Below are 18975 nucleotides of genomic sequence, written 5' to 3'. Positions count from 1 at the left end.
TTCAATTTGGAAAACACCAAAAAGCATTTTTCTACACTCAAAACCCGAATATTTTTGGCTTCCGTCAGAATAGATGGACATTGCCTCTTCCTCGCAAGCTTTCATGGTCAAGAATCTCTGCGTTGGACCATCTGAGAGAAACCGTGAATTTCCTTCTGCCGTGCACCCGGTTGTCAGTGCGCAGATGCCACAGGCGAGAATCATCGTAAGGTACGCTTTCTTCATTCTATTACCCGAAACTGATCGCACACATAACGCCAAGCTTTGGGGCGGACCACACTGTGGGCCGTCCCAGCAGCCGAAGGCTGTGACAACAGCTCCTTGTTATGCATTTAAACTGCACCTAAACGCCAACGTATATTGAGCCATTTCAATTGACTCCCAGTCATCCGATTGATGCACAGGCATATCAAGATTCGATTTGATTTGCTGTTCACCATTGTCGAAAACCCGCAACTCAATGCGGGCGATGTCTTCGATTAATTGATGCTTCAGAGATATGACATCATTTCTATAGGTTTGCTCTTGCTCGGTAACTTTGATCTTACCTTGCTGGAGCAATTCATCCCCCTGAAATAAACCGATATCGATCAGCACTTGTCTCTCCCATGATGCATAACGCCAGTGGTAATGGGCGGCAACGGAGCGCAGCGTAGTTGGCGTCCCGTTGACCACACTGTTAGTACTAATTGGCTTTTGAGAGAGTAACCTCTTGGTCCAGTTTATCGAAATTCCAGTTCGAGAAATTTTCTCTTACCCGGAATCCGTCGAGATTCTCCTCCCACGTGAAATCGGTATCCTCACCACTCCAATTGACTGAATAACGCAATGAATCACCACCTTCTGAACAAACAAGCTTTTTTGGTTCTCCATTCGCAAATTGCTGTGATGTCACGATCTCATTACCGGGCTGGCAATCAACTTTGAACGCAACCATGACGCTCAGACTGTAATCATCGTTCTTATATCCGTATATGACATACTCGTAGTTCAGATTAACTTTCCGGAGGATGCTCCGAGCCGCTTCGGGGATATACAGAATTTGAACCCGGTTATATTTATCATGCTATTCCCATTCATGAGAGGAATTATAGGTGAGAAGCTTTTGGTCGTACTTGAACCGTGAGTACTGGTCATAACCAATCAGAGCCGCGAAACCTATTGCGATTACCAAGGCTGACACAGCGATGATTTTGATGAGCTTTCTCATTGTTACCGGCAACCCCAATTCAATGTACTAACAGTTTATTCATTTTCATTTGCGCCACTTATTTCGGAGGGACCTTGGTTTAACGTTACCGTGGTGTTCTGTTCCGGCCCAGTAGGCATGGTGCATCCCAGCATGGTTGATGGTCTATAACCGCTTACATCCATTCCGTAAAAACCGTCTCATCAGACCCTTATTTCGTATATCAGTGTCTCCATAGACGGATATGCTGTGCGTTATCGGGATATGCGTCGCACTACAGTAGGTGTCCTGTTAACTTGTGGTGATTCTCAGAACATGCTTTGATCTTGTTATTACAAAATAGGCGCCAAAGGGTTTGTACAGAGACACGCGATCCATTTTCAAAAGAAAAAGTATATACGAATCCACCATGCTCAATTGTTGATAGCCTTGATCCAATGAAGGAATTGAAAGCCGGTTCTAGAACACTCATTTTTTGACCTAACACCCACATAAACGGCGGAGCCTCAGCGACGTCCAGCGTAACGAAGTGGAGCGATGTTTGATGTGATTGTTATAAAGCATAGCTGACGACTGCATGACCGAAACCACCTTTTGAATCATAGCCTGCCCAGATATTACCCCAAGAATACTTGCCGACTTTATGGCCAATATTAGAGAGCCATTTCTCGGTATCTTTTGCTCTTAACTTTTCCTTGGATTCGCTAAAGTCGCTCCAACTGCCGCCATATTTTTCTGGATTTGAGAGGGAAATACTTAAACTTTGCATTTGTGACTGAAAGAAACAAAGATTAAAAACAACTATCTCTCCATTTAATTCAATGGGTGGGAATTTATACCAAATATACCCATTTTTCATATCGCGTTGATTTACATCATGCACGGTAGCAACTTCTGATTCAGATAAGTCCGAACAGATAGTAATGCCGTTTTGCAGTTTAAGTTTAAACTCTTGCACAGTATTCATCTTGCCTTATAACGCCGCGCTCTGCGGCTTGTCGGCAGCAGCGTCTTGCTAACTGATTTCTCTGACTTCAATTGAGCCATTGACCAAAAACTCTTCTTTCGTTTTCTTTTCTACGACCTTCGAGCCGCCGCCACAGGATATACATGAGAATATCGCTTCCGGCGCTTTGTAGTGCTTGCGAAACTCTTGGAAGGAAAGGCCTGGATTAACGGAATGTCTTTTATATCGAACAGGAATCGACTTGAATCCGCCGCCAACTCTCTCCTCCACCTCCGAGATAGATTCATCCCCCATTTGCTCAGTAAGGACCACGCGATTTCCAGGCGCTGTGAGCGCAATACAACCAAAAGTTACCATATCCGTGTCCGCTACGAAGATGAAAACAGGAAAGGTCGTATGACAAGACTCACACTGAGCAATCGCTATTTCGCCTTCCTGGTACATAACTTCCCTATTCAGTTAACAGTTTATTCATAGTCACTTACGCCTCTTATTTCGGCGGGACTTTGGTTTGACGTTACTACGCTGTTCTACTCCGGCCCTGTAGGCGTAGTACATATCCGTGTGGTTTAAGTCTTATTACCACTGTCATCAATTCCGGAAAAAACGCTCGGACCTCTGCTTATTTCGTATGCAAGCATTAGCATGGGATGGTGATGTCCGGTGGATATAGTCTAACCATAAACACGCTACCGCCCGGCCAGTTACACGGCTGCCAAAGTGGTTAAGTTGTGAAGCTGTACAAGTATCACAACTGACATTTTGCTGCCTTCCCAACAGGCGCATTTCTGTCCGCTTTTGTCACAACTGTAGCCCTTAGCCTTTCCCGCGCCCAATAAAAAGCCCCCTGTCGGCGAAAACAGGGGGCTTTCTCTAGAACTATAGAGCAGTGGTCGTTAACTCACCCCAACTCATCCAACTGCTTCAACTGACCTTCCAGGTCTCGAACGCTGGTCGCCAGCCCCTCAGCCTTCTCCCGCTCCTTAGCAATCACCGCTTCCGGTGCTTTGCTGACGAAGCTTTCGTTGTTCAGTTTGCCTTCTACGCGGGCCAGGTCTTGCTTGGCTTTGTCGATGGCTTTGCTGAGGCGGGCTTGTTCGGCGGCTACGTCGATTAGGCCGGCTAGCGGTACCAATACTTTCAGTTGGCCAACGAGCTGAGTGGAGGCGGGTGGGGCGTCGTCGCCTTCGTTTAGCCAGGTGATGCTTTCCAGTTTCGCCAGGGTTTTCAGGAAGGTTTCGTTTTCCTGCAGGCGGCGTTGGTCTTCGCTGCTGCCGTTCTGGAACAGGACGGGCAGTTCTTTGCCTGGGGCGATGTTCATTTCGCCGCGGATGTTGCGGATGCCGACGATGACGCCTTTGAGCCATTCGGCGTCGGCTTCTGCGGTGGCGTCGATCTTGGCTTCATCTGCGCGCGGGTAGGGTTGCAGCATGATGGTGTCGCCGGTTTTGCCGGCGAGGTCTTTGATCGACAGCCAGATTTCTTCGGTGATAAACGGCATCACCGGGTGTGCCAAGCGCAGCAGGGTTTCCAGGACGCGCACCAGGGTGCGGCGGGTGCCGCGTTTGCGCTCGGCGCTGGCGTTGTCGTCCCACAATACTGGCTTGGAAAGTTCCAGATACCAGTCGCAGTATTCGTTCCAGATGAATTCGTACAGCGCCTGGCTCATCAGGTCGAAGCGGTAGTTGCTGTAGTAGCGTTCCAGGTCCGCTTCCAGGCGTTGCAGGCCGGAGATGATCCAGCGGTCGGCCAGCGTCAGTTCGACGTCGCCGCCGTTTTGGCCGCAGTCTTCGCCTTCGGTGTTCATCTGCACGTAGCGCGCTGCGTTCCAGATTTTGTTGCAGAAGTTGCGGTAGCCTTCCAGACGTTTGACGTCGAAGTTAACGTCGCGGCCCTGGCTCGCCATGGCGGTCAGGGTGAAACGCAGGGCGTCTGTGCCGGAAGGTTCCATGCCTTCGGGAAAGGCTTTGCGTGTGGCTTTTTCGATTTTTTGTTCGAGCTTGGGTTGCATCAAACCGTAGGTGCGTTTGGCGACCAGGTCGTCGACGCTGATGCCGTCAATCAAGTCGATCGGGTCGATGACGTTGCCTTTCGACTTGGACATTTTCTGGCCGTTTTCGTCGCGAATCAGCGGCGTGATGTAGACCTGCTTGAACGGCACTTGCGGTTTGCCGTCGTCGTCTTTGATGAAGTGCATGGTCATCATCATCATGCGTGCGACCCAGAAGAAGATGATGTCGAAACCGGTCACCAGCACGTCGGTCGGGTGGAAGGTTTTCAACATTTCAGTGTCGTCGGGCCAGCCGAGGGTGGAGAAGGTCCACAGGGCGGAGCTGAACCAGGTGTCGAGTACGTCTTCGTCTTGCGTTAATGCGATGTCGGCACCGAGGTTGTACTTGTCGCGCACTTCCGCTTCGCTGCGGCCAACGTAGAAATTGCCCTCGGCGTCGTACCAGGCAGGAATTTGGTGGCCCCACCAAAGCTGACGCGAAATGCACCAATCCTGAATGTCGCGCATCCAGGCGAAGAAGGTGTTTTCCCATTGCTTGGGTACAAATTGAATGTCGCCATTTTCCACGGCCTTGATGGTCGGTTCGGCCAGCGGTTTGGCAGAGACGTACCATTGGTCGGTGAGCCAGGGTTCGATGACGGCGTCGGAACGGTCGCCGCGTGGCACCATTAAGGTGTGGTCTTTAATGGAGTCGAGCAGGCCGGCGGCTTCAAATTCGGCGACGATTTTCTTGCGCGCTTCGAAGCGATCCAGACCGGCGTAACCGGCGGGCAGTTTGGTGTCGTAGTCGACTGGTTTGCCTTGGTAATCGTAGGCTTCGGCCTCGCTTAATACGGCGGCATCTTTGTCGAAAATATTGACCAGAACGGAGCCGTGGCGTTTGCCGACTTCGTAGTCGTTAAAGTCGTGCGCCGGGGTGATTTTTACGCAGCCGGTGCCGAATTCGAGGTCGACGTAATCATCCGCCACGATTTTTAAACGACGGCCAACCAGCGGCAGTTCCACTTCTTTGCCGACTAAGTTGGTGTAGCGTTCGTCTTCCGGATTAACGGCGACCAGGGTATCGCCGAGCATGGTTTCCGGGCGAGTGGTGGCGACGACGATGTAGTCTTTGCCTTCGGCAGTTTTGGCACCGTCTGCGAGCGGGTAGCGGAAGTGCCAGAGCGAGCCCTGTTCTTCTTTGCTTTCCACTTCCAGATCGGAAATGGCGGTGTGGAATTTCGGGTCCCAGTTGACCAGGCGTTTGCCGCGATAAATTAAATCGTCTTCATATAAACGGACGAAGACTTCGCGCACGGCGTTGGATAAACCTTCGTCCATGGTGAAGCGTTCGCGCGACCAATCGACTGAGTCGCCCAGGCGGCGCATCTGGCCGGTGATGGAGTTACCGGATTCTTCTTTCCATTGCCAAACGCGGTCAATAAAGGTTTCGCGGCCGAGATCGTGGCGGCTGATGCCGTCGCGTGCCAGTTGGCGTTCCACCACCATCTGGGTGGCGATGCCGGCGTGGTCGGAACCCGGTTGCCACAGCGTATTGCGGCCAGCCATGCGGTGATAACGAGTGAGCGCGTCCATCAGCGTTTGCTGGAAGGCGTGACCCATGTGCAGGCTGCCGGTCACGTTCGGCGGCGGGATCATGATGCAGTAAGAATCGCCTTGGCCACTGGGCTGGAAGTAGTTGTTCTGTTCCCAGCGCTGGTAGTGTTTGCCTTCAATCGCCTGAGGTTGGTACGTCTTCTCCATGGGGCTGCTCGTCAACTCGCTGTCGTCTTGGCTCGGAATGTCCGCTGCTGGCGGACGCACGGAACCGCGCATTATACATGGGCGAGTGGGCTAAGCCGAGCCGTCTGGCGAGTGCTTTTGATGTTCGTTGAGCAGGCGAATGAAATCGGCGCGCAGGCGGCGGCGCAGGTCGCGTTCGAACAGCGAAATGTAGTCGGCCAGTGCTTGGTCGGCCCAGCTATTAAAAGCCGCTTCGAGTTCGTCGCTTAAGGGTTGGTCGAGCGGCGGTGCCGATTGTGCCTGTTCTTCGGCGGCGCGCCGTTCGGCTTCGTTACGAATGCGGATCAGCTCTGAGAGGGAATCGGACGATAGAAAGGGGTTGTCCGGGTTCAGCGGCGAGGGTCTTTTGTCGAGCTCTTTGTCCGGCGCGCCATCAACCCCTTTATCGACGACTTTGTCGACAATGGGTGGCACGGTGGAGGCTGGAGTCTGGGCAATATGATCCAGGCTCTGGCGCAAGGCTTCCAGATCGTGCAGCAGCTGTTGGCGAACGCTGTCGTTGGTCACTAGACACGGTCTCGCAAGTCATGGCGGTTCAGTGGATAGCCGCGATCCTGGTAGAAACGATAACGCTGACGGCTGGCTTCGAGCACTGTCGATTCCTGACTGACCACTTCGAACACACGTTCAAAACGAGAGAAATAATCGGGCAGGGTTGATGCCAGATTGACCAGCACATCATGGTGTTGGCCGGGGTGATCGTGCCAGCCGATCTGCACACCTTCGGGTTCGCCGTCGAGCAAGCCGTGCGCCAGGAAACTGTCCGGCGTTAAGCCCCAGAGCACGTCGCTTAGTTGTTGCGCCTGGTCGGCGTCATCCACCGCCAGCAGCACCGAGTGCTGACGTGAGCGGGCTTTGCTGACCAGTCGGGCGGCGTACGCCAGGCGGTCAAGCGTCTGGACGGCGGGAATGATATGGAAGTCGATGCGGGTCATAAGCCTGTCGATGGTGGTTCGGCCACTAGGGTAATCAAACTAGAGAATAGAACAAAGGCGGCATCAAAAAAGGGGCGCACGGCCCCTTTTTGAAAACTGCAGCGGGCGATCAGCTCAGACGGTCGAGCAGATAACGCGTCAGCATGCCGACCGGGCGACCGGTGGCGCCTTCTTTGGCACTGGTCCAGCCAGTGCCAGCGATGTCCAGGTGCGCCCAGTTGTAGTCGCGGGTGAACTCAGACAAGAACGCAGCTGCGGTGATTGAACCGGCAGCGCGGCCAGCGCCGATGTTGCGCAGGTCGGCGTAGGGGCTTTCCAATTCTTCGTTGTATTCCTCCCACAGCGGCATCGGCCAGCCGCGGTCCCAACTGGCCTGGCCGGCGCCGACCAACTGTTGTTGCAGCTCTTCGTTGTTGGCGTAAACCGCGGTCGGGTGGTGACCCAGGCCGACGATAACGGCACCGGTCAGGGTGGCGATATCGACCACGCTGGCCGGCTCGAAGCGGTCGACGTAAGTCAGGGCATCGCACAGTACCAGGCGGCCTTCGGCGTCGGTGTTGATGATTTCAATGGTCTTGCCAGACAGGCTGGTGACCACATCGCCCGGGCGGGTGGCGGTGCCGGAGCACATGTTCTCGGCAGCGCAGATCACGCCGATGACATTCAAGGCCGGCTTCAGTTCGGCCAGCGTATTGAGCGTGCCGAAAACGGACGCCGCGCCGAGCATGTCGTACTTCATGTCTTCCATGCCGGCGGCTGGTTTGATGGAAATGCCGCCAGCATCGAAGGTCAGGCCTTTGCCGACCAGGACGTGCGGTTTCTGGTCGCTCTTGCCACCGTTGTACTTCATGACGATAACGTAGGGCGGGTTGGCGCTGCCCTGAGTCACCGCCAGGAAAGAACCCATGCCGAGTTCTTCCATTTCTTTCTGGCCCAGTACTTCGACGCTGATTTCGTCGTAGGCGTCAGCCAGGTTTTTGGCCTGTTCGACCAGGTAATCCGGGTTGCAGATATTGGCGGGCAGATTGCCCAGCTCACGCGCCACATTCATGCCGTGCGCCAGGGCGCGACCGGTTTTGATGGCGGTGTCGAGGTTCTGCTCGACAACCAGATAATCCAACCGTTCCAGTTTATTCGAGTCGGCTTTTTTGGATTTGGTGGTGTCGTATTGATAGAGGCCGGTGAGCATCAGTTCAGTGGCTTTTTCGACGCTCCACTGAACGCTGCGGCCGGCCGGTTTGAGATCATCCAGCGCCAGGCTGGCGGAGCTGACCTTAGCCTGTTTCAGCGCTTTCAGGGTGGCTTTGATGACCTTGATAAAATTGTTTTCGTTCAGCTTGGCGCGGCTGCCGGCACCGACCAGCAGTACCTGGCCGGCCGGCAGATCGGCATGACCGATCAGCGGCGTGACCTGGCCAACCTTGGTCGCCAGCAGGTTTTGATCTTTGAGGGTATTAAACAGCGCCGTGTGAGTGCCGCTGAGCGCGGTCAGGCTGGCTGCGTCTTCATCGTCGAACAGGTAGATCACCAGAGCATCGGTGTCGATGGCGTCGATTGCGCCGTGATTGACGTTGAATTGCATGTTGTCTCCAAAACTGTGACTGATAAATGAACTGGCGCCGGCCAAGAGAGGTGTTTACAGGTTCTCTGGTGACGTCTTGGCTACCATGATAGCGAAACGCCCGACGGGCGGGCAGGGCATCAGGCTTTCTTTTTCGCCTTGGGGGTGTAAACCAGATGTGTCTGGCTGGCGCGATCAGCCCAGCTGAGCCGTTGCGGATGGGCGTAGCGCCACAGAATACCGATCAGTGCCAGACCCCAGGCCGGCAAGGCAACGGCAAAGCGGATCAGCCCCTGGCGCCAGCTAACGCGCTCATCGGTGTTGTGTTCAATAGAGTCGCTTTCAATATGAAGACGCCAGACGCGCATGCCGACGGTCTGCTTTTTGGTGCGCCAGAAGCCGATGAAATAAAGCATGATAATGCCCAGGTTCCACAGCCAGAACAGCACCGCAGGCAGACCGCCTTCGATGGCATCGCGGCCGAGGGTGAAATGGCTGATGGTGACCGGAACAAAGCCGGCGAGAATCAGCACGCCGATCAGAATAAACCAGTCGTAGAGGACCGAGCCGATTAACCGAAGCAGCGAAGGGTGTTCAAAGGTAGTCATGGCGCCGTTGTCTTAGCTTTAGCAGGGAGGGCAGGCTAACGGATTGCTACTAAAGTGCCAATAAAAGGCCTGCTTAGTTGGTTTTTTTTGACTATCCTTAACAGCTTGTATGACCTATGACCTGCAAGGAGTGGTTCGATGGAAGCGCTTGCTCAATCTAAGACGCTGGCCATCATGGAAGAACAGGCCGGTCAGGCAGCGAAGCTGCTGAAAGCGTTAAGCAATGAAAGACGTCTGCTGATTTTGTGTAATCTGGTGGGCGGCGAATTGTCGGTGACTCAGTTGAATGAACGTATTCTGCTCAGTCAATCGGCGCTGTCGCAGCATTTGGCACGGCTGAGACAGGACGGCCTGGTGGCTGTCCGCAAGGAAGCTCAGACGGTGTATTACCGAATAGCCAGTGACGAAGCCCAGCAAGTGCTCGGTTTACTCTACAGCCTCTATTGTCCTGATTGATGGCTGCTGCGCTCTGCGGTCTTCGCAGAGCGCCATTTCTTTGTCAACACCCTAAAATTTCTGCTCAAAAACACCCTGCCGTCATGTTTTTGGCGTTTTTTGTGGTTAATTATTGAACTGCTTCACGTTTTTTGGGTGACATTGTTGTCCGCCTGCTGATCTGTTTGACATTGTCTATATTGTGTATAGGTTGTTTTTTGAGCAGGGATAGGTTCACAAGGATTGTTCTATCTTTCCACCGGGTCTTCCTAAGCAGATTGAAAAACGATGTCAGAAGCGAAAGCCAGAAACGACGCCAATATCAGTCGGCTCCGTTTACCGGAGTACAACAGCCACGAACACCCGCCGTTACCGCCGCGTATTCGTCTTGCCTCCAATTGTTGGGAGCGGACCTGGTGGTTAACTCTGATTCAGCCGGTGACTCAGCCGGAGCGCTTAAAATCCTTCGTGAAGCGTTTTTGCACCGACAAGGTGGATATTCGCGCCACCTTGCGTACCAGTCGTCGGCTGTGTTTTGCGGTGACCGGTGCAGAGCTGGATCAACAATCCGAATTCGAAATCGCCATGATGGTGATGGCCCATATCGAACGTGATTTTGGCCACATTGAACGGGTTGAAGATCGTCCGGCCTCTACCTGGCCGTATCGGGAGTTTGCCCGCGGTTAAGGGTAAGTTTGCCCGCGGTTAAGACTGTTAGCTCAACAAGTCATTAGGGTCGTTCAGCCCAAAAAACGCTGCCACAAAGCGGCCGACCAAAGCGCTATGGCGATGACAATGGTCAACAAGACCGCTGCCGATCCCATGTCCTTGGTCCGGCCGGACAGTTCGTTGTAATCCGTACTTACCCTGTCCACCAGCGTCTCCAGGGCGCTGTTGATCATCTCCACCACCATGATCAACATTAACGCTGATATCAGTATTGCCCCCTGCCACACCGATTGCGCAACCCAGCATGCCAGCGGCACGCCAGCCAGCAGCAGCCAGCTTTCTTGTCGAAACGCGGCTTCGTGTCGGAACGCCGAGCGCACGCCCTGAACGCTGTAACGGGTGGCGTTGATCAGTCGGCGTACACCGGCCGATTGATATTGGCGCAGGTTTTCATAAGGCGAAGTCATGACGTCGAGTGTCCTTGATGACGAAGTTGGCGGTTGGTGGCGGCTGTAGCCAGGGCTTGGATGGGATCTTCCGGCCAGGGATGGCGGTTGTAGCGGCCGCGCATTTCTTTGCGAATCTCCGGGTAAATGTTGTTCCAGAAGTGCGGCAGATCGGTGACCTGCGCCAGTACGCGGCCGTTTGGAGCCTGCAGCGCCAAAGTCAGTTGCTGGCGACCGTCGACAAGGCTGGGCGTCTGCGCCAGACCGAAAGCTTCCTGCAGTTTTAACGCGGCGGTGACGCGGTGTTGATCGGGCTCATAGTCCAGGGCGCAACGTCGGCCTGAGGGTGCCTGCCAGTGCGTCGGGCACAGACGCTTTAAGGCGTCAGCGCGTTCATAGCCGATCCAGGCGTCGAATACTGCGCAGCTGTCGAGTTCATCCAATCGCTGGAGGCCGTTCAGCCAGGGTTCGATGCTTTGCGCCAGTTCGGCGGCACTGGCCGGCGCTGGCCAGTCGTCGAGTAACTGGCTGGCGCAGCGATAACGCTGCAGCCGGCTGTTCAGGGCGTCGGCCTTGGGCCAGTTCGATAAAGGCTGTTCAGCCAGCCAGTTTTGCCAGGCCAGACGTTGTTCGCTGGCGTCGGCGCGGGTTGGCTGGGAATCGATTAAAAACGGACCAAGCCAGCGGCGGCGCACAAAACGGCTATGATCCTGGGCGCTGGCGAGCACGATATCGCTGTGCTCGGGCAGGACGTTACGCACCTTGCCTTCAGCAACCGGCAACGCCTGCTGGATATCGACCTCGCCGTTGCGGTTGCGGCCGTGCAATAACAGTTGCCAGTTGGATGAAGATTCAAAACCACGCACGGCGGCGCCATTGGCTAAGCGAGTGCGGCCCTGGGTGTCGCGGTGCATTAAGCGATGACTGAGCGCCTGGATGAGTATTGGCTCGGGCAGCAGTTGAGCGCTGTTGGACAATTCGCTATCGAGCCTTTGGGCCAACAGATGAGCTTCGCGTTTTAGCGTGCGATCAGCTTGTTGAACCGCTTGGGCGAAACCCTTGTCGCTAGCCTCCGGCCAAGGTGTTTGTTGGCTGAGCAAGGCGCCCAGCCAGGCGGCATCGCTGCCATGGCCCGCTTGATCACCGGTGACGACCAGATGTGCCAAAGCCGGTTCCAGACCCAATCGAATCAGGCGTCGGCCGTGGTCGGTCAGTTGCTGGTCAGCATCGAGTGCCCGCCAATGTCTGAGTTGCTGCACCGCCGACTGCCAGCGCCCGGGCGTTGGTGGCGTCAGCCAGAAGGCGTCGCTGCGTTCCAGACCCCAGTCGGCGAGTGTCAGTACCAGCGAGGTTAAACCGGCCTGGGCGATTTCCGGCGGTTGGTCCGGTGCCAGGCCGTCTTGCTCGGTCTGAGACCAGAGTCGATAACAATGCCCCGGTCCTAAACGTGCCGCCCGCCCGGCGCGCTGGCGAGCGCTGGATTTGCTGATGCGGCGGGTCTTCAGTTCCGTCAGGCCGGTGGCGGGGTCTATTTCGGCATAACGTTCCAGACCGCTGTCGACCACCGAGCGCACGCCCGGCAAGGTGACGCTGCTTTCCGCCAGATTGGTGCTGAGAATGACCGTCGGCTCGGCCTGTTGTAAGTGGCCGTGTAGATCGTCTTGCGGGACCTGGCTGTGCACCACGCAAGCGGGCCAGTCGGCAGGCAGACGTTGGCGGATGCGTTCGATCTCAGCCAGACCCGGTAAAAACACCAAGACATGACCCGGCCAGTCAGCGCGGGCCTGAGCAATCAGCTCAACCATCAGCGCCTCGGCATCACCGCGACCGGGCGGGTGGTACGACTCGGTCAGCGGATGCAATTGGCCGTCGGATTCAACGGTCGGCAGCCCCAGCGCCTGTTCCAGCAGGCTCATGCTGAGCGTGGCCGACATGATTAGCAGACGCAGATCCGGACGGAATAGTTCGCGGCAGCTGTGCACCAGGCTGAGACTGACGTCCTGATCCAGCCCGCGCTCGTGAAACTCATCAAGAATAACGGTGCCGACACCGTCAAGTTCCGGGTCTTGTTGCAGGCGGCGTAAAAAGGCGCCGTAGGTGGTGACCGTCAGCCGGGTTTTAGCGCTGCGCTGGGTGTCGTGGCGCAGACTGTAGCCAACTTGCTGGCCGACCGGTTCGCCGAGCTGTTCGGCCAGACGCTGCGCCGCCAACTGTACCGGCAGCCGGCGTGGCAACAGCAAAATGGTTTCGCGCTGGTCAGCCTCGAGCAACCACAACGGCAAGCGCGTGGTTTTACCCGAGCCCGGCGGCGATTGCAGCAGGCAACCGCCATCCTGCCAGTGCGCCAGCACCGTTTCGCGCAGCGCATCGACGGGCAGCGCGTCGAGTTTCATGCCAAGGGGTTGCCGTAGGGCAGAAAGCGGTTGTCGGTGTGGTCTTTGATCCAGCGGGTCAGGTCGGCATCGGGGAATTCGCCGCGGGTTTTCAATTCTTTGCACAGCCACACCACCGGATTGCGGTCGCGGCCTTCCCAGCCAGCCCAGTGGTGCTCGGCCAGGGTAAAGAAACGCACCAGCCCAACCAGAGTAGCGGAATCCAGAGCTGATAATATTCCGGCCCAGTCGGCCTGCTGGCGACGCATCCAGGGTTGCAATGCGCTCAGTTCGGTCAGTGGCTGATCGGGAAATTGATCGGCATTGGCCTGCCCCAGTTCGGCAGCCTGTGCGAGTACGGCCGAATCGGGCGGGGTGGGGGCGGTGGCGTCGGGTGTCCAGGTGCCCGTAGTCATCTTGGCTCCATTGGTTCATAGCATTCGGGGCGGCATTATATCGGCTGTGAGGGCTGAGGACACGGAACAACTGAGGGCTGTGGTATAAGGCCTGTTGTTAGCGTGATTAGTAGCTGATTTCCATGACAGGAGAATGACAACCGTGATGTTTCGGATGTTGAATTGGGTGTTTCATCGCCGCTGGCTGACGCGTTATCGCTGGGTGCACGATCGCTTGATGCGCGGCTTTCGTCGTCTGGCCGATCGCGGTGATGCCGATGCGCAGGAGTTGTATGGTTTTCTGTTGCTGCACAAAGGCAGCGACAGCGGCGCCCGTGCTACCGGTGCCGGCTATTTGGCCAAGGTGGCCGGTGTGTCGCGGCCCAAAGCCGCCTGGCAGTTGTATCAGTGTTATGTCGACGGCCTGACGCCCGGCTTTGCGGCCAACGCTGACAAAGCCGAGCATTACCTGCAATTGGCCGCACGCGGTGGCCATCCGCTGGCAGAAGCGCAACTAGAGCAAAGAGCGCAGCCCTGAGTTGTTCAGCGGCCTTGCCACTCGCGCGCCCAGGGTTCTAAAAAGCCGCGCACGATGGCGTCGCCGCTGTCGAATTCACAAGCCAGAATCTGCAATTTGGTGAGCACCGCTTCGAGCGGCATATTGCCGCAGGCGATGGCGCCGATGTCGGCCATCATGCTGCTGGCGGCGTAGTGCCCCAGCTGCACGTTGCCGTCGGGCACCTGGCTGCGCACGAACACGGGAATGCCTTTGTCCTGGGCGCGTTCGAGGATGCGTTTTAGGTCGCCATCGTTCATCACATTGCCGTTGGCGTAAGCGTTCAACACCAGCGCCCGGTAGTTGCGTTCGATCATGCTCATCAGGCCATCGAGTGGCATACCCGGAAACAGCGTGATTAAACCGATGGCCGCCGGACGCCAGGGGCGCATTGGTGGTTGCTCAGCACGACCGGCCGGCAGCTCGAAATCATCATCGTTCCAGCCTGGCGCGAACAACGCATCGTCTTTGCTGTGGTCGGTGTACTTGCTGACGCGGCTGCCCGGCAGGCAACGGGCGTTGCCGTCACCGCCGAAGGCGACGCAGACTTCCGGGCGGACTTGCTTAAGTATCTGCAGCGCTATCTCCAGATTGGCAAAGCCGTCGCTGTCGCTGTGCGTCAGTGAGCGCATGGCGCCGGTAATGACCACACTGCGCTCGGTGCCAGACAGCAAAAAACTCAGTGCGGCTGCGGTGTGAGCCAGGGTGTCGGTGCCATGCACGATCAAAACAGCATCGGCATCGCTGGCGACAATCTGATCGCGCAGTTGATACCACTGCGTTGGGCGAATATCGGATGAGTCGAGCAGCGGTTGCCATTCCTGCCAAAGCAGTTCGTGCTCACGCCAGCCGGCAAGGCGTGGGTGACGTTCCAGCGTTTCACGCAGTAGACCGGGTTGAGGTTCCAGGCCATTGCTGCCTTCGGCCATGCCGATGGTGCCGCCGGTGTTGATGATCAGATAACGCGCCATGATTTCTATTCTCGTGCGAAAGCCCGCGCCGATCGGCACAGGTGATAGGTATGAAAAAGTGTCGGGTTCAGCTTTGGCGTTCAGCGCTCAATGCAATGGAAACCGATTCGGCAAAGCGCAGGGCATGAGGTTTATCGATTTCAACTTCGGCGGCGTGCACTTCCGGATGTTCCATAATCAGCGTCAGTACCTGATGCGTCATGCGTTCGAGCAGCAGGAACTGGTTGGTCTCGACAAACTCGATGATTTCCTTGCAGATGGAACGATAGTTCAGGGTGTCTTCGATCTCGGTGGAATTGATGGCGTCGCTGGCATCAAAACGAATGCTGATATTCAGCAGCACGTCCTGCTTGTTTTTGATTTCCTCTTCCTTGATGCCGACGTAGGTGCGCAAGCGCAGGTCTTTGATGCGGATACGGGCTTGGGTATTTTCGCGAATCATGAGGGCTTGCCGATCAGGTTAAGGAATTCATTGCGGGTATTTTGCGAGTGACGCAAGCCGCCGAGCATCATCGAAGTGGTCATCCAGGAGTTTTGCTTTTGCACGCCGCGCATGGTCATGCACATGTGTTTGGCTTCGAGAATAACGCCAACGCCCTTGGCATCGGTGACGGTTTGAATCGCCTCGGCGATCTGCTTGGTCAGTTGTTCCTGAATCTGCAAACGGCGCGCGTACATATCGGTGATGCGCGCAAATTTGCTCAGGCCCAGCACCTTGCCGTTGGGAATGTAGGCGATGTGTGCCTTGCCAAAAAACGGCAGCAGATGATGCTCGCACAACGAATAAAATTCGATGTCTTTGACCACCACCATCTCGTCGTTGTCGGCCTCAAACACTGCCTCGTTGGTGACCGCTTCCAACGACAGGCCGTAACCTTCGGTGAGAAAACTCATCGCTTTGGCGGCGCGTTCGGGGGTTTTTTGCAGGCCATTGCGTTCCGGGTCTTCACCCAGTTCCAGAATGATGTTGCGGTAGTGGTCGGTCAGACTCGGCGGCATGACAATTCTCGATCTGTGATTGGACGGCAGTATACGACACTTTGATGACGGAGGATCAGCGGTCAGAAACCAGACCGCCGATTGTCCGAGGCTATTGGCTTAAAGGCTGTCGATGACCGCTAAGACATCATCATGGTGCGATTTGGTTTTCACCTTCTCCATGACATGCGCCAGCTTGCCGTCTTCGTCGATGATAAAGGTGATGCGGTGGATGCCATCGAATTCGCGGCCCATGAATTTTTTCAGGCCCCAGACGCCGTATTGATCGGCGATGGCGTGGTCTTCATCGCTGAGCAGATCGAAGTTCAGGTTTTCTTTCTCGATAAACTTCACCAGCCGCTTGGGCGCGTCCGGGCTGATGCCGAGGGCGACGGTGTTGCGTTTTTCCAGTTCAGCCTTGCTGTCGCGCAGACCGCAAGCCTGGGTGGTGCAACCGGGTGTCATCGCCTTGGGGTAGAAGTAGAGCACGACCTTTTTGCCGCGGTAGTCCTTGAGTGAAACGCGCTCTTCGCGTTGATTGAGGGTGGTGAACTCAGGCGCCGGCTTGCCGGTTTCGGGTAGTTTTAAAGCGGTCATCGAGCGGTTCCTTCTGTGTTCTGTGGTGAATAATCGGTACGGCCACAGCCGCGAATCCGTTCAGACATAAGGCCCGCCGGCGCACTTTCAAGCGTTGCGCCGCTATTGCGCCGCCGATCACTGTTTGGCGGCCTTTGTCTCTGTCCGCCAAGGGCAATTTGCGGTATCCTCAGGGCCTCGGTAGCGCTACCTCCAAACTATTGATTTCCCTATGTTTTTTGAAAAGGACCGCAGTCAGTTCTTCAAGCCGCTGACGGGCAAGTACCGCGAGCAGTTTGTTGAATGTCTGAAGGAGCTGTATCACCGGCTCTATACCTCATCGAGCGCCGATTATGGCCATGCACTGTCGCGTGAAGACCTGGTCGATACCTTCCAGGGTGCGTTGGCGCGCGCACCGGAATTGGCCAGCGAGGATGGCGAAGCCGAAGGTCGCTTTCGCAGCGATCGCGATCAGGCGGTCTGGGTGCTCAACGCCTTAATCGAACACGGCTGGATCGACAAGCAGGTCGATGAAGCCACGCTGCAATCCAGCTTCACCTTCAGCCGTTTTGGCCGTCAGTTTACCGAGCCGTTCGTCGCTGGTGATCTGTCCAGCGTGCGCTCGCACCATCGCAACACCCGCAATGTGCGTAACTCCCTCCAGGCATTCCTGGAACGCGGCGAGGTTTACGACCTGCTCGATGCCTGGGAAAACTCCGAACGCATCATCGCCGACTTCACCGACATCATTGCCGAGCTGGATGATCGCAAGCGCGATCTGGTGCGCGAAATGGGCGATCAGGTGCTGGTGCAGCGCGCCACCCAAGACTTCTTCGACTATATGGAGAAGCGCTTCCAGCCCGACCTCGCCATCCGCCTGTCGGCCGATAACGTGGAAAAATACCGCGACGAAATTGCTGAGTGCGTGCGCCGCATTCGTCATCAGAAGCGCGAATTCAAAGCGCGCGCCGAAAAGCGTCTGCGCGAGCTGCTGCCCGAGCAGGTGCGTGAAGGGCAGAGTCTGTTGTGGGCCTTGCTCGATCATATCGAAGGCCGCCTGAAGTCCGCTTCCGACATCATGCTGCCGGCATTGCGCCGGGCGCTCGCCAGCTTTACCAAGCGTGCCGACATCGTTATTCGCCAGATCAGTTATCTGGCTGGGCAGCAACACAACGATGTGGTGCAGGTGTGCCAGCAACTGGTCGAGCAGGATGACGACAGCGTGGCGGCGGCGCTGGAACGCGCCAGTGATCTCATGTCGGTGCCCAATATTGGCTTTGTCGACCCCGGTGGTGTGCGGCTGCACGCGCCGCGTACCCGACGCTCGTTCGAAACCTCGGTGCTGGAAGACAGCAGCGATGATTTCGATATGGATGCCCGCCGCGAACTCTATGTACAGCAGTTGCTCGATCAGGCGTTCTTAATTAACGACAACCGCGTGCGGCAATATTTGGCGCGCCGGTTAAGTGATGGCGATACCGTCACCACTTCCGAATTGCCGGTGGCTACCGCCGACGATCTGCTGGCCTTGGCGCACGCCATTGAAGTGGGTGCTAACCAATCGCTGGCGTCCGACTATCAATTCAGCGTCGAGTGGAAAAACGCCGATCAGCCTGGCGAATATTTTGAATCAAGTGACAACTTTACTATCCGGCTGGTGAACAAGAACGCCAACCAGCCCGAGGAGACTCCCGATGTTTGATGAGTTGGATCGACTCCTGGATCGTCAGGGACTCAGCCGCACTGAATACAGTGAGCTGCTGATCCGTCTGTTGGATCACGGCGTCTTGTGCCGTGATGAAAGCCAGGTAGAACAGCAACTGTACGATCGTTATCTGCGCCTGGAAGAACCGGTGCGTGACTACCTGGAATTGCTGGGCATTCAGATTCAGCACGATCGTCGTTTTCATTTTGTCCGCTTGTTCCCGCCCGGTGCCGAAGTGCCCGGCTTGGATAACAGCGGCGAAGGGCCTTTTAGTGGTGGTTTCCGGGCGCGTTTGTCACAGCAGGAAGTGGCGCTGGTGCTGGTGCTGCGCAGTTTGTATGACCGGGCGCTGCGTGAAGGTCAGGTCGATGAAAACGGTTGCGTTCTGGCGTCACTGGAAGGTGTCAGCATTGCCATGCGCAATGTGTTGCGTCGGTCGCTGCCGGAGAATATGACCGAACGTCGCCAGTTGTTTCGGCGTTTGCGTCAGCTGCGCCTGATTCAATTGAATCAGGATGAAGCGGTGGAAAGTGGCGATTTTTGGCTGCGTATCCGGCCGATGATTCTCAGCTATGTTTCCGATGAAGTGTTGTCGACCTTAACCGACGCGCCGGCCGACGATGAGGCTGAATTAACTTCTGAAGAAGACGCAGCAGCCGAAGCTGACGGCTCTTTAGTCGAAGCTGAAGGCTCTTTAGACCAAGCTGAAGGCTCAGTTGCAGAGGTTGATGCCGAAGACGAATCAGCAGCGGATGACGCCGACGATTCCAGCATCACTGTTACCGACGACACCGCTTCTGTCTTTGCACGGGACTGATC

20 protein-coding genes are annotated in these 18975 nt (G+C 56.0%); 5 read left to right on the top strand and 15 right to left on the bottom strand.

The features are described from left to right. Window positions 1-324: 324 nt before the first annotated feature. The 8 genes from ABMA60_RS10155 to ABMA60_RS10120 all read right to left on the bottom strand — a co-directional run bounded on the left by ABMA60_RS10155 (window position 325) and on the right by ABMA60_RS10120 (window position 9053). Complete coding sequence (locus ABMA60_RS10155) at window positions 325-597, bottom strand: hypothetical protein (RefSeq protein ID WP_392802395.1); 273 nt, start codon at window positions 595-597, stop codon at window positions 325-327. Between the two features lie 1145 nt (window positions 598-1742). Then, entirely contained in the window at window positions 1743-2156 is a 414-nt protein-coding gene (locus ABMA60_RS10150) for a hypothetical protein (protein ID WP_392802392.1), read from the bottom strand. 48 nt (window positions 2157-2204) lie between these two features. Beyond that, window positions 2205-2513: a hypothetical protein gene (locus tag ABMA60_RS10145; RefSeq protein ID WP_392802389.1), complete on the bottom strand. Its 309-nt coding sequence runs from the start codon at window positions 2511-2513 to the stop codon at window positions 2205-2207. 544 nt (window positions 2514-3057) lie between these two features. Further along, window positions 3058-5910 (bottom strand): valine--tRNA ligase, encoded by a 2853-nt coding sequence (locus ABMA60_RS10140; RefSeq protein WP_392802386.1) that lies wholly within the window; start codon window positions 5908-5910, stop codon window positions 3058-3060. Window positions 5911-6000: 90 nt separating this feature from the next. Further along, complete coding sequence (locus tag ABMA60_RS10135; RefSeq protein ID WP_392802383.1) at window positions 6001-6456, bottom strand: hypothetical protein; 456 nt, start codon at window positions 6454-6456, stop codon at window positions 6001-6003. Beyond that, entirely contained in the window at window positions 6456-6884 is a 429-nt protein-coding gene (locus tag ABMA60_RS10130; protein ID WP_392802380.1) for a DNA polymerase III subunit chi, read from the bottom strand. Before ABMA60_RS10130 ends, ABMA60_RS10135 begins: the two co-directional genes overlap by 1 nt. 109 nt (window positions 6885-6993) lie before the next feature. Next, on the bottom strand, window positions 6994-8466 hold the full coding sequence (locus ABMA60_RS10125; RefSeq protein WP_392802377.1) for a leucyl aminopeptidase: 1473 nt from the start codon (window positions 8464-8466) through the stop codon (window positions 6994-6996). 119 nt (window positions 8467-8585) lie between these two features. Next, window positions 8586-9053 (bottom strand): RDD family protein, encoded by a 468-nt coding sequence (locus ABMA60_RS10120; RefSeq protein ID WP_392802375.1) that lies wholly within the window; start codon window positions 9051-9053, stop codon window positions 8586-8588. A 138-nt stretch (window positions 9054-9191) separates the two neighbouring features. Here ABMA60_RS10120 and ABMA60_RS10115 point away from each other — a divergent pair, with 138 nt between their 5' ends. Continuing rightward, a complete protein-coding gene (locus tag ABMA60_RS10115; protein ID WP_392802372.1) occupies window positions 9192-9509 on the top strand; it encodes an ArsR/SmtB family transcription factor in 318 nt (105 codons plus the stop codon). 267 nt (window positions 9510-9776) lie between these two features. Further along, window positions 9777-10175 (top strand): hypothetical protein, encoded by a 399-nt coding sequence (locus tag ABMA60_RS10110; protein WP_392802370.1) that lies wholly within the window; start codon window positions 9777-9779, stop codon window positions 10173-10175. Between the two features lie 53 nt (window positions 10176-10228). Here the strand turns inward: ABMA60_RS10110 and ABMA60_RS10105 are convergent, their stop codons facing one another. From ABMA60_RS10105 to ABMA60_RS10095, 3 genes are read right to left on the bottom strand one after another with little or no spacing between them, the layout of a single operon-like run. Continuing rightward, the gene (locus ABMA60_RS10105) at window positions 10229-10624 is read right to left on the bottom strand and encodes a diacylglycerol kinase (RefSeq protein WP_392802367.1); all 396 of its coding nucleotides are present in this window, start codon (window positions 10622-10624) and stop codon (window positions 10229-10231) included. After that, window positions 10621-12996 carry an ATP-dependent helicase HrpB gene (gene hrpB / locus ABMA60_RS10100; RefSeq protein ID WP_392802364.1) on the bottom strand — a complete coding sequence of 792 codons (2376 nt, stop codon included), beginning with the start codon at window positions 12994-12996 and terminating at the stop codon, window positions 10621-10623. Before hrpB ends, ABMA60_RS10105 begins: the two co-directional genes overlap by 4 nt. Then, complete coding sequence (locus ABMA60_RS10095; RefSeq protein ID WP_392802362.1) at window positions 12993-13391, bottom strand: hypothetical protein; 399 nt, start codon at window positions 13389-13391, stop codon at window positions 12993-12995. The genes hrpB and ABMA60_RS10095 overlap by 4 nt, the downstream gene beginning before the upstream one ends. 133 nt (window positions 13392-13524) lie before the next feature. Here ABMA60_RS10095 and ABMA60_RS10090 point away from each other — a divergent pair, with 133 nt between their 5' ends. Further along, a complete protein-coding gene (locus ABMA60_RS10090) occupies window positions 13525-13908 on the top strand; it encodes a hypothetical protein (protein WP_392802359.1) in 384 nt (127 codons plus the stop codon). Between the two features lie 5 nt (window positions 13909-13913). On the opposite strand, the gene ABMA60_RS10085 is transcribed toward ABMA60_RS10090, so the two are convergent. From ABMA60_RS10085 to bcp, 4 genes are all read right to left on the bottom strand, one after another. Next, window positions 13914-14897 carry an asparaginase gene (locus tag ABMA60_RS10085; RefSeq protein WP_392802357.1) on the bottom strand — a complete coding sequence of 328 codons (984 nt, stop codon included), beginning with the start codon at window positions 14895-14897 and terminating at the stop codon, window positions 13914-13916. Window positions 14898-14964: 67 nt separating this feature from the next. Continuing rightward, on the bottom strand, window positions 14965-15339 hold the full coding sequence (folX, locus tag ABMA60_RS10080) for a dihydroneopterin triphosphate 2'-epimerase (RefSeq protein WP_392802354.1): 375 nt from the start codon (window positions 15337-15339) through the stop codon (window positions 14965-14967). After that, entirely contained in the window at window positions 15336-15896 is a 561-nt protein-coding gene (folE, locus tag ABMA60_RS10075) for a GTP cyclohydrolase I FolE (protein WP_392802351.1), read from the bottom strand. The genes folX and folE overlap by 4 nt, the downstream gene beginning before the upstream one ends. Before the next feature lie 99 nt (window positions 15897-15995). Continuing rightward, a complete protein-coding gene (bcp, locus tag ABMA60_RS10070; protein WP_392802348.1) occupies window positions 15996-16472 on the bottom strand; it encodes a thioredoxin-dependent thiol peroxidase in 477 nt (158 codons plus the stop codon). A gap of 211 nt (window positions 16473-16683) precedes the next feature. Between bcp and ABMA60_RS10065 the strand changes: the two genes are divergently transcribed. Together ABMA60_RS10065 and ABMA60_RS10060 are read left to right on the top strand one after the other, a co-directional pair. After that, on the top strand, window positions 16684-18153 hold the full coding sequence (locus ABMA60_RS10065) for a Wadjet anti-phage system protein JetA family protein (protein WP_392802345.1): 1470 nt from the start codon (window positions 16684-16686) through the stop codon (window positions 18151-18153). Next, window positions 18146-18973, top strand: coding sequence for a DUF4194 domain-containing protein (locus tag ABMA60_RS10060; RefSeq protein ID WP_392802343.1), 828 nt, complete (start codon window positions 18146-18148; stop codon window positions 18971-18973). Before ABMA60_RS10065 ends, ABMA60_RS10060 begins: the two co-directional genes overlap by 8 nt. Window positions 18974-18975: the final 2 nt, after the last annotated feature.

Source organism: Saccharospirillum sp. HFRX-2 (genome assembly GCF_043196805.1).
GTDB lineage: Bacteria > Pseudomonadota > Gammaproteobacteria > Pseudomonadales > Natronospirillaceae > Saccharospirillum.
Note: the sequence above shows the minus strand (reverse complement) of the source record. Positions and strands in the feature narration are given on the sequence as shown.

What these genes read in the sequence shown, in the direction of transcription:
- ABMA60_RS10150 (WP_392802392.1), bottom strand. Translation starts at nt 2,156, where the DNA reads ATGAATACTGTGCAAGAGTTTAAACTTAAACTGCAAAACGGCATTACT.
- ABMA60_RS10145 (WP_392802389.1), bottom strand. Translation starts at nt 2,513, where the DNA reads ATGGTAACTTTTGGTTGTATTGCGCTCACAGCGCCTGGAAATCGCGTG.
- ABMA60_RS10140 (WP_392802386.1), bottom strand. Translation starts at nt 5,910, where the DNA reads ATGGAGAAGACGTACCAACCTCAGGCGATTGAAGGCAAACACTACCAG.
- ABMA60_RS10130 (WP_392802380.1), bottom strand. Translation starts at nt 6,884, where the DNA reads ATGACCCGCATCGACTTCCATATCATTCCCGCCGTCCAGACGCTTGAC.
- ABMA60_RS10125 (WP_392802377.1), bottom strand. Translation starts at nt 8,466, where the DNA reads ATGCAATTCAACGTCAATCACGGCGCAATCGACGCCATCGACACCGAT.
- ABMA60_RS10120 (WP_392802375.1), bottom strand. Translation starts at nt 9,053, where the DNA reads ATGACTACCTTTGAACACCCTTCGCTGCTTCGGTTAATCGGCTCGGTC.
- ABMA60_RS10115 (WP_392802372.1), top strand. Translation starts at nt 9,192, where the DNA reads ATGGAAGCGCTTGCTCAATCTAAGACGCTGGCCATCATGGAAGAACAG.
- ABMA60_RS10110 (WP_392802370.1), top strand. Translation starts at nt 9,777, where the DNA reads ATGTCAGAAGCGAAAGCCAGAAACGACGCCAATATCAGTCGGCTCCGT.
- ABMA60_RS10105 (WP_392802367.1), bottom strand. Translation starts at nt 10,624, where the DNA reads ATGACTTCGCCTTATGAAAACCTGCGCCAATATCAATCGGCCGGTGTA.
- hrpB (WP_392802364.1), bottom strand. Translation starts at nt 12,996, where the DNA reads ATGAAACTCGACGCGCTGCCCGTCGATGCGCTGCGCGAAACGGTGCTG.
- ABMA60_RS10095 (WP_392802362.1), bottom strand. Translation starts at nt 13,391, where the DNA reads ATGACTACGGGCACCTGGACACCCGACGCCACCGCCCCCACCCCGCCC.
- ABMA60_RS10090 (WP_392802359.1), top strand. Translation starts at nt 13,525, where the DNA reads ATGACAACCGTGATGTTTCGGATGTTGAATTGGGTGTTTCATCGCCGC.
- ABMA60_RS10085 (WP_392802357.1), bottom strand. Translation starts at nt 14,897, where the DNA reads ATGGCGCGTTATCTGATCATCAACACCGGCGGCACCATCGGCATGGCC.
- folX (WP_392802354.1), bottom strand. Translation starts at nt 15,339, where the DNA reads ATGATTCGCGAAAATACCCAAGCCCGTATCCGCATCAAAGACCTGCGC.
- folE (WP_392802351.1), bottom strand. Translation starts at nt 15,896, where the DNA reads ATGCCGCCGAGTCTGACCGACCACTACCGCAACATCATTCTGGAACTG.
- bcp (WP_392802348.1), bottom strand. Translation starts at nt 16,472, where the DNA reads ATGACCGCTTTAAAACTACCCGAAACCGGCAAGCCGGCGCCTGAGTTC.
- ABMA60_RS10065 (WP_392802345.1), top strand. Translation starts at nt 16,684, where the DNA reads ATGTTTTTTGAAAAGGACCGCAGTCAGTTCTTCAAGCCGCTGACGGGC.
- ABMA60_RS10060 (WP_392802343.1), top strand. Translation starts at nt 18,146, where the DNA reads ATGTTTGATGAGTTGGATCGACTCCTGGATCGTCAGGGACTCAGCCGC.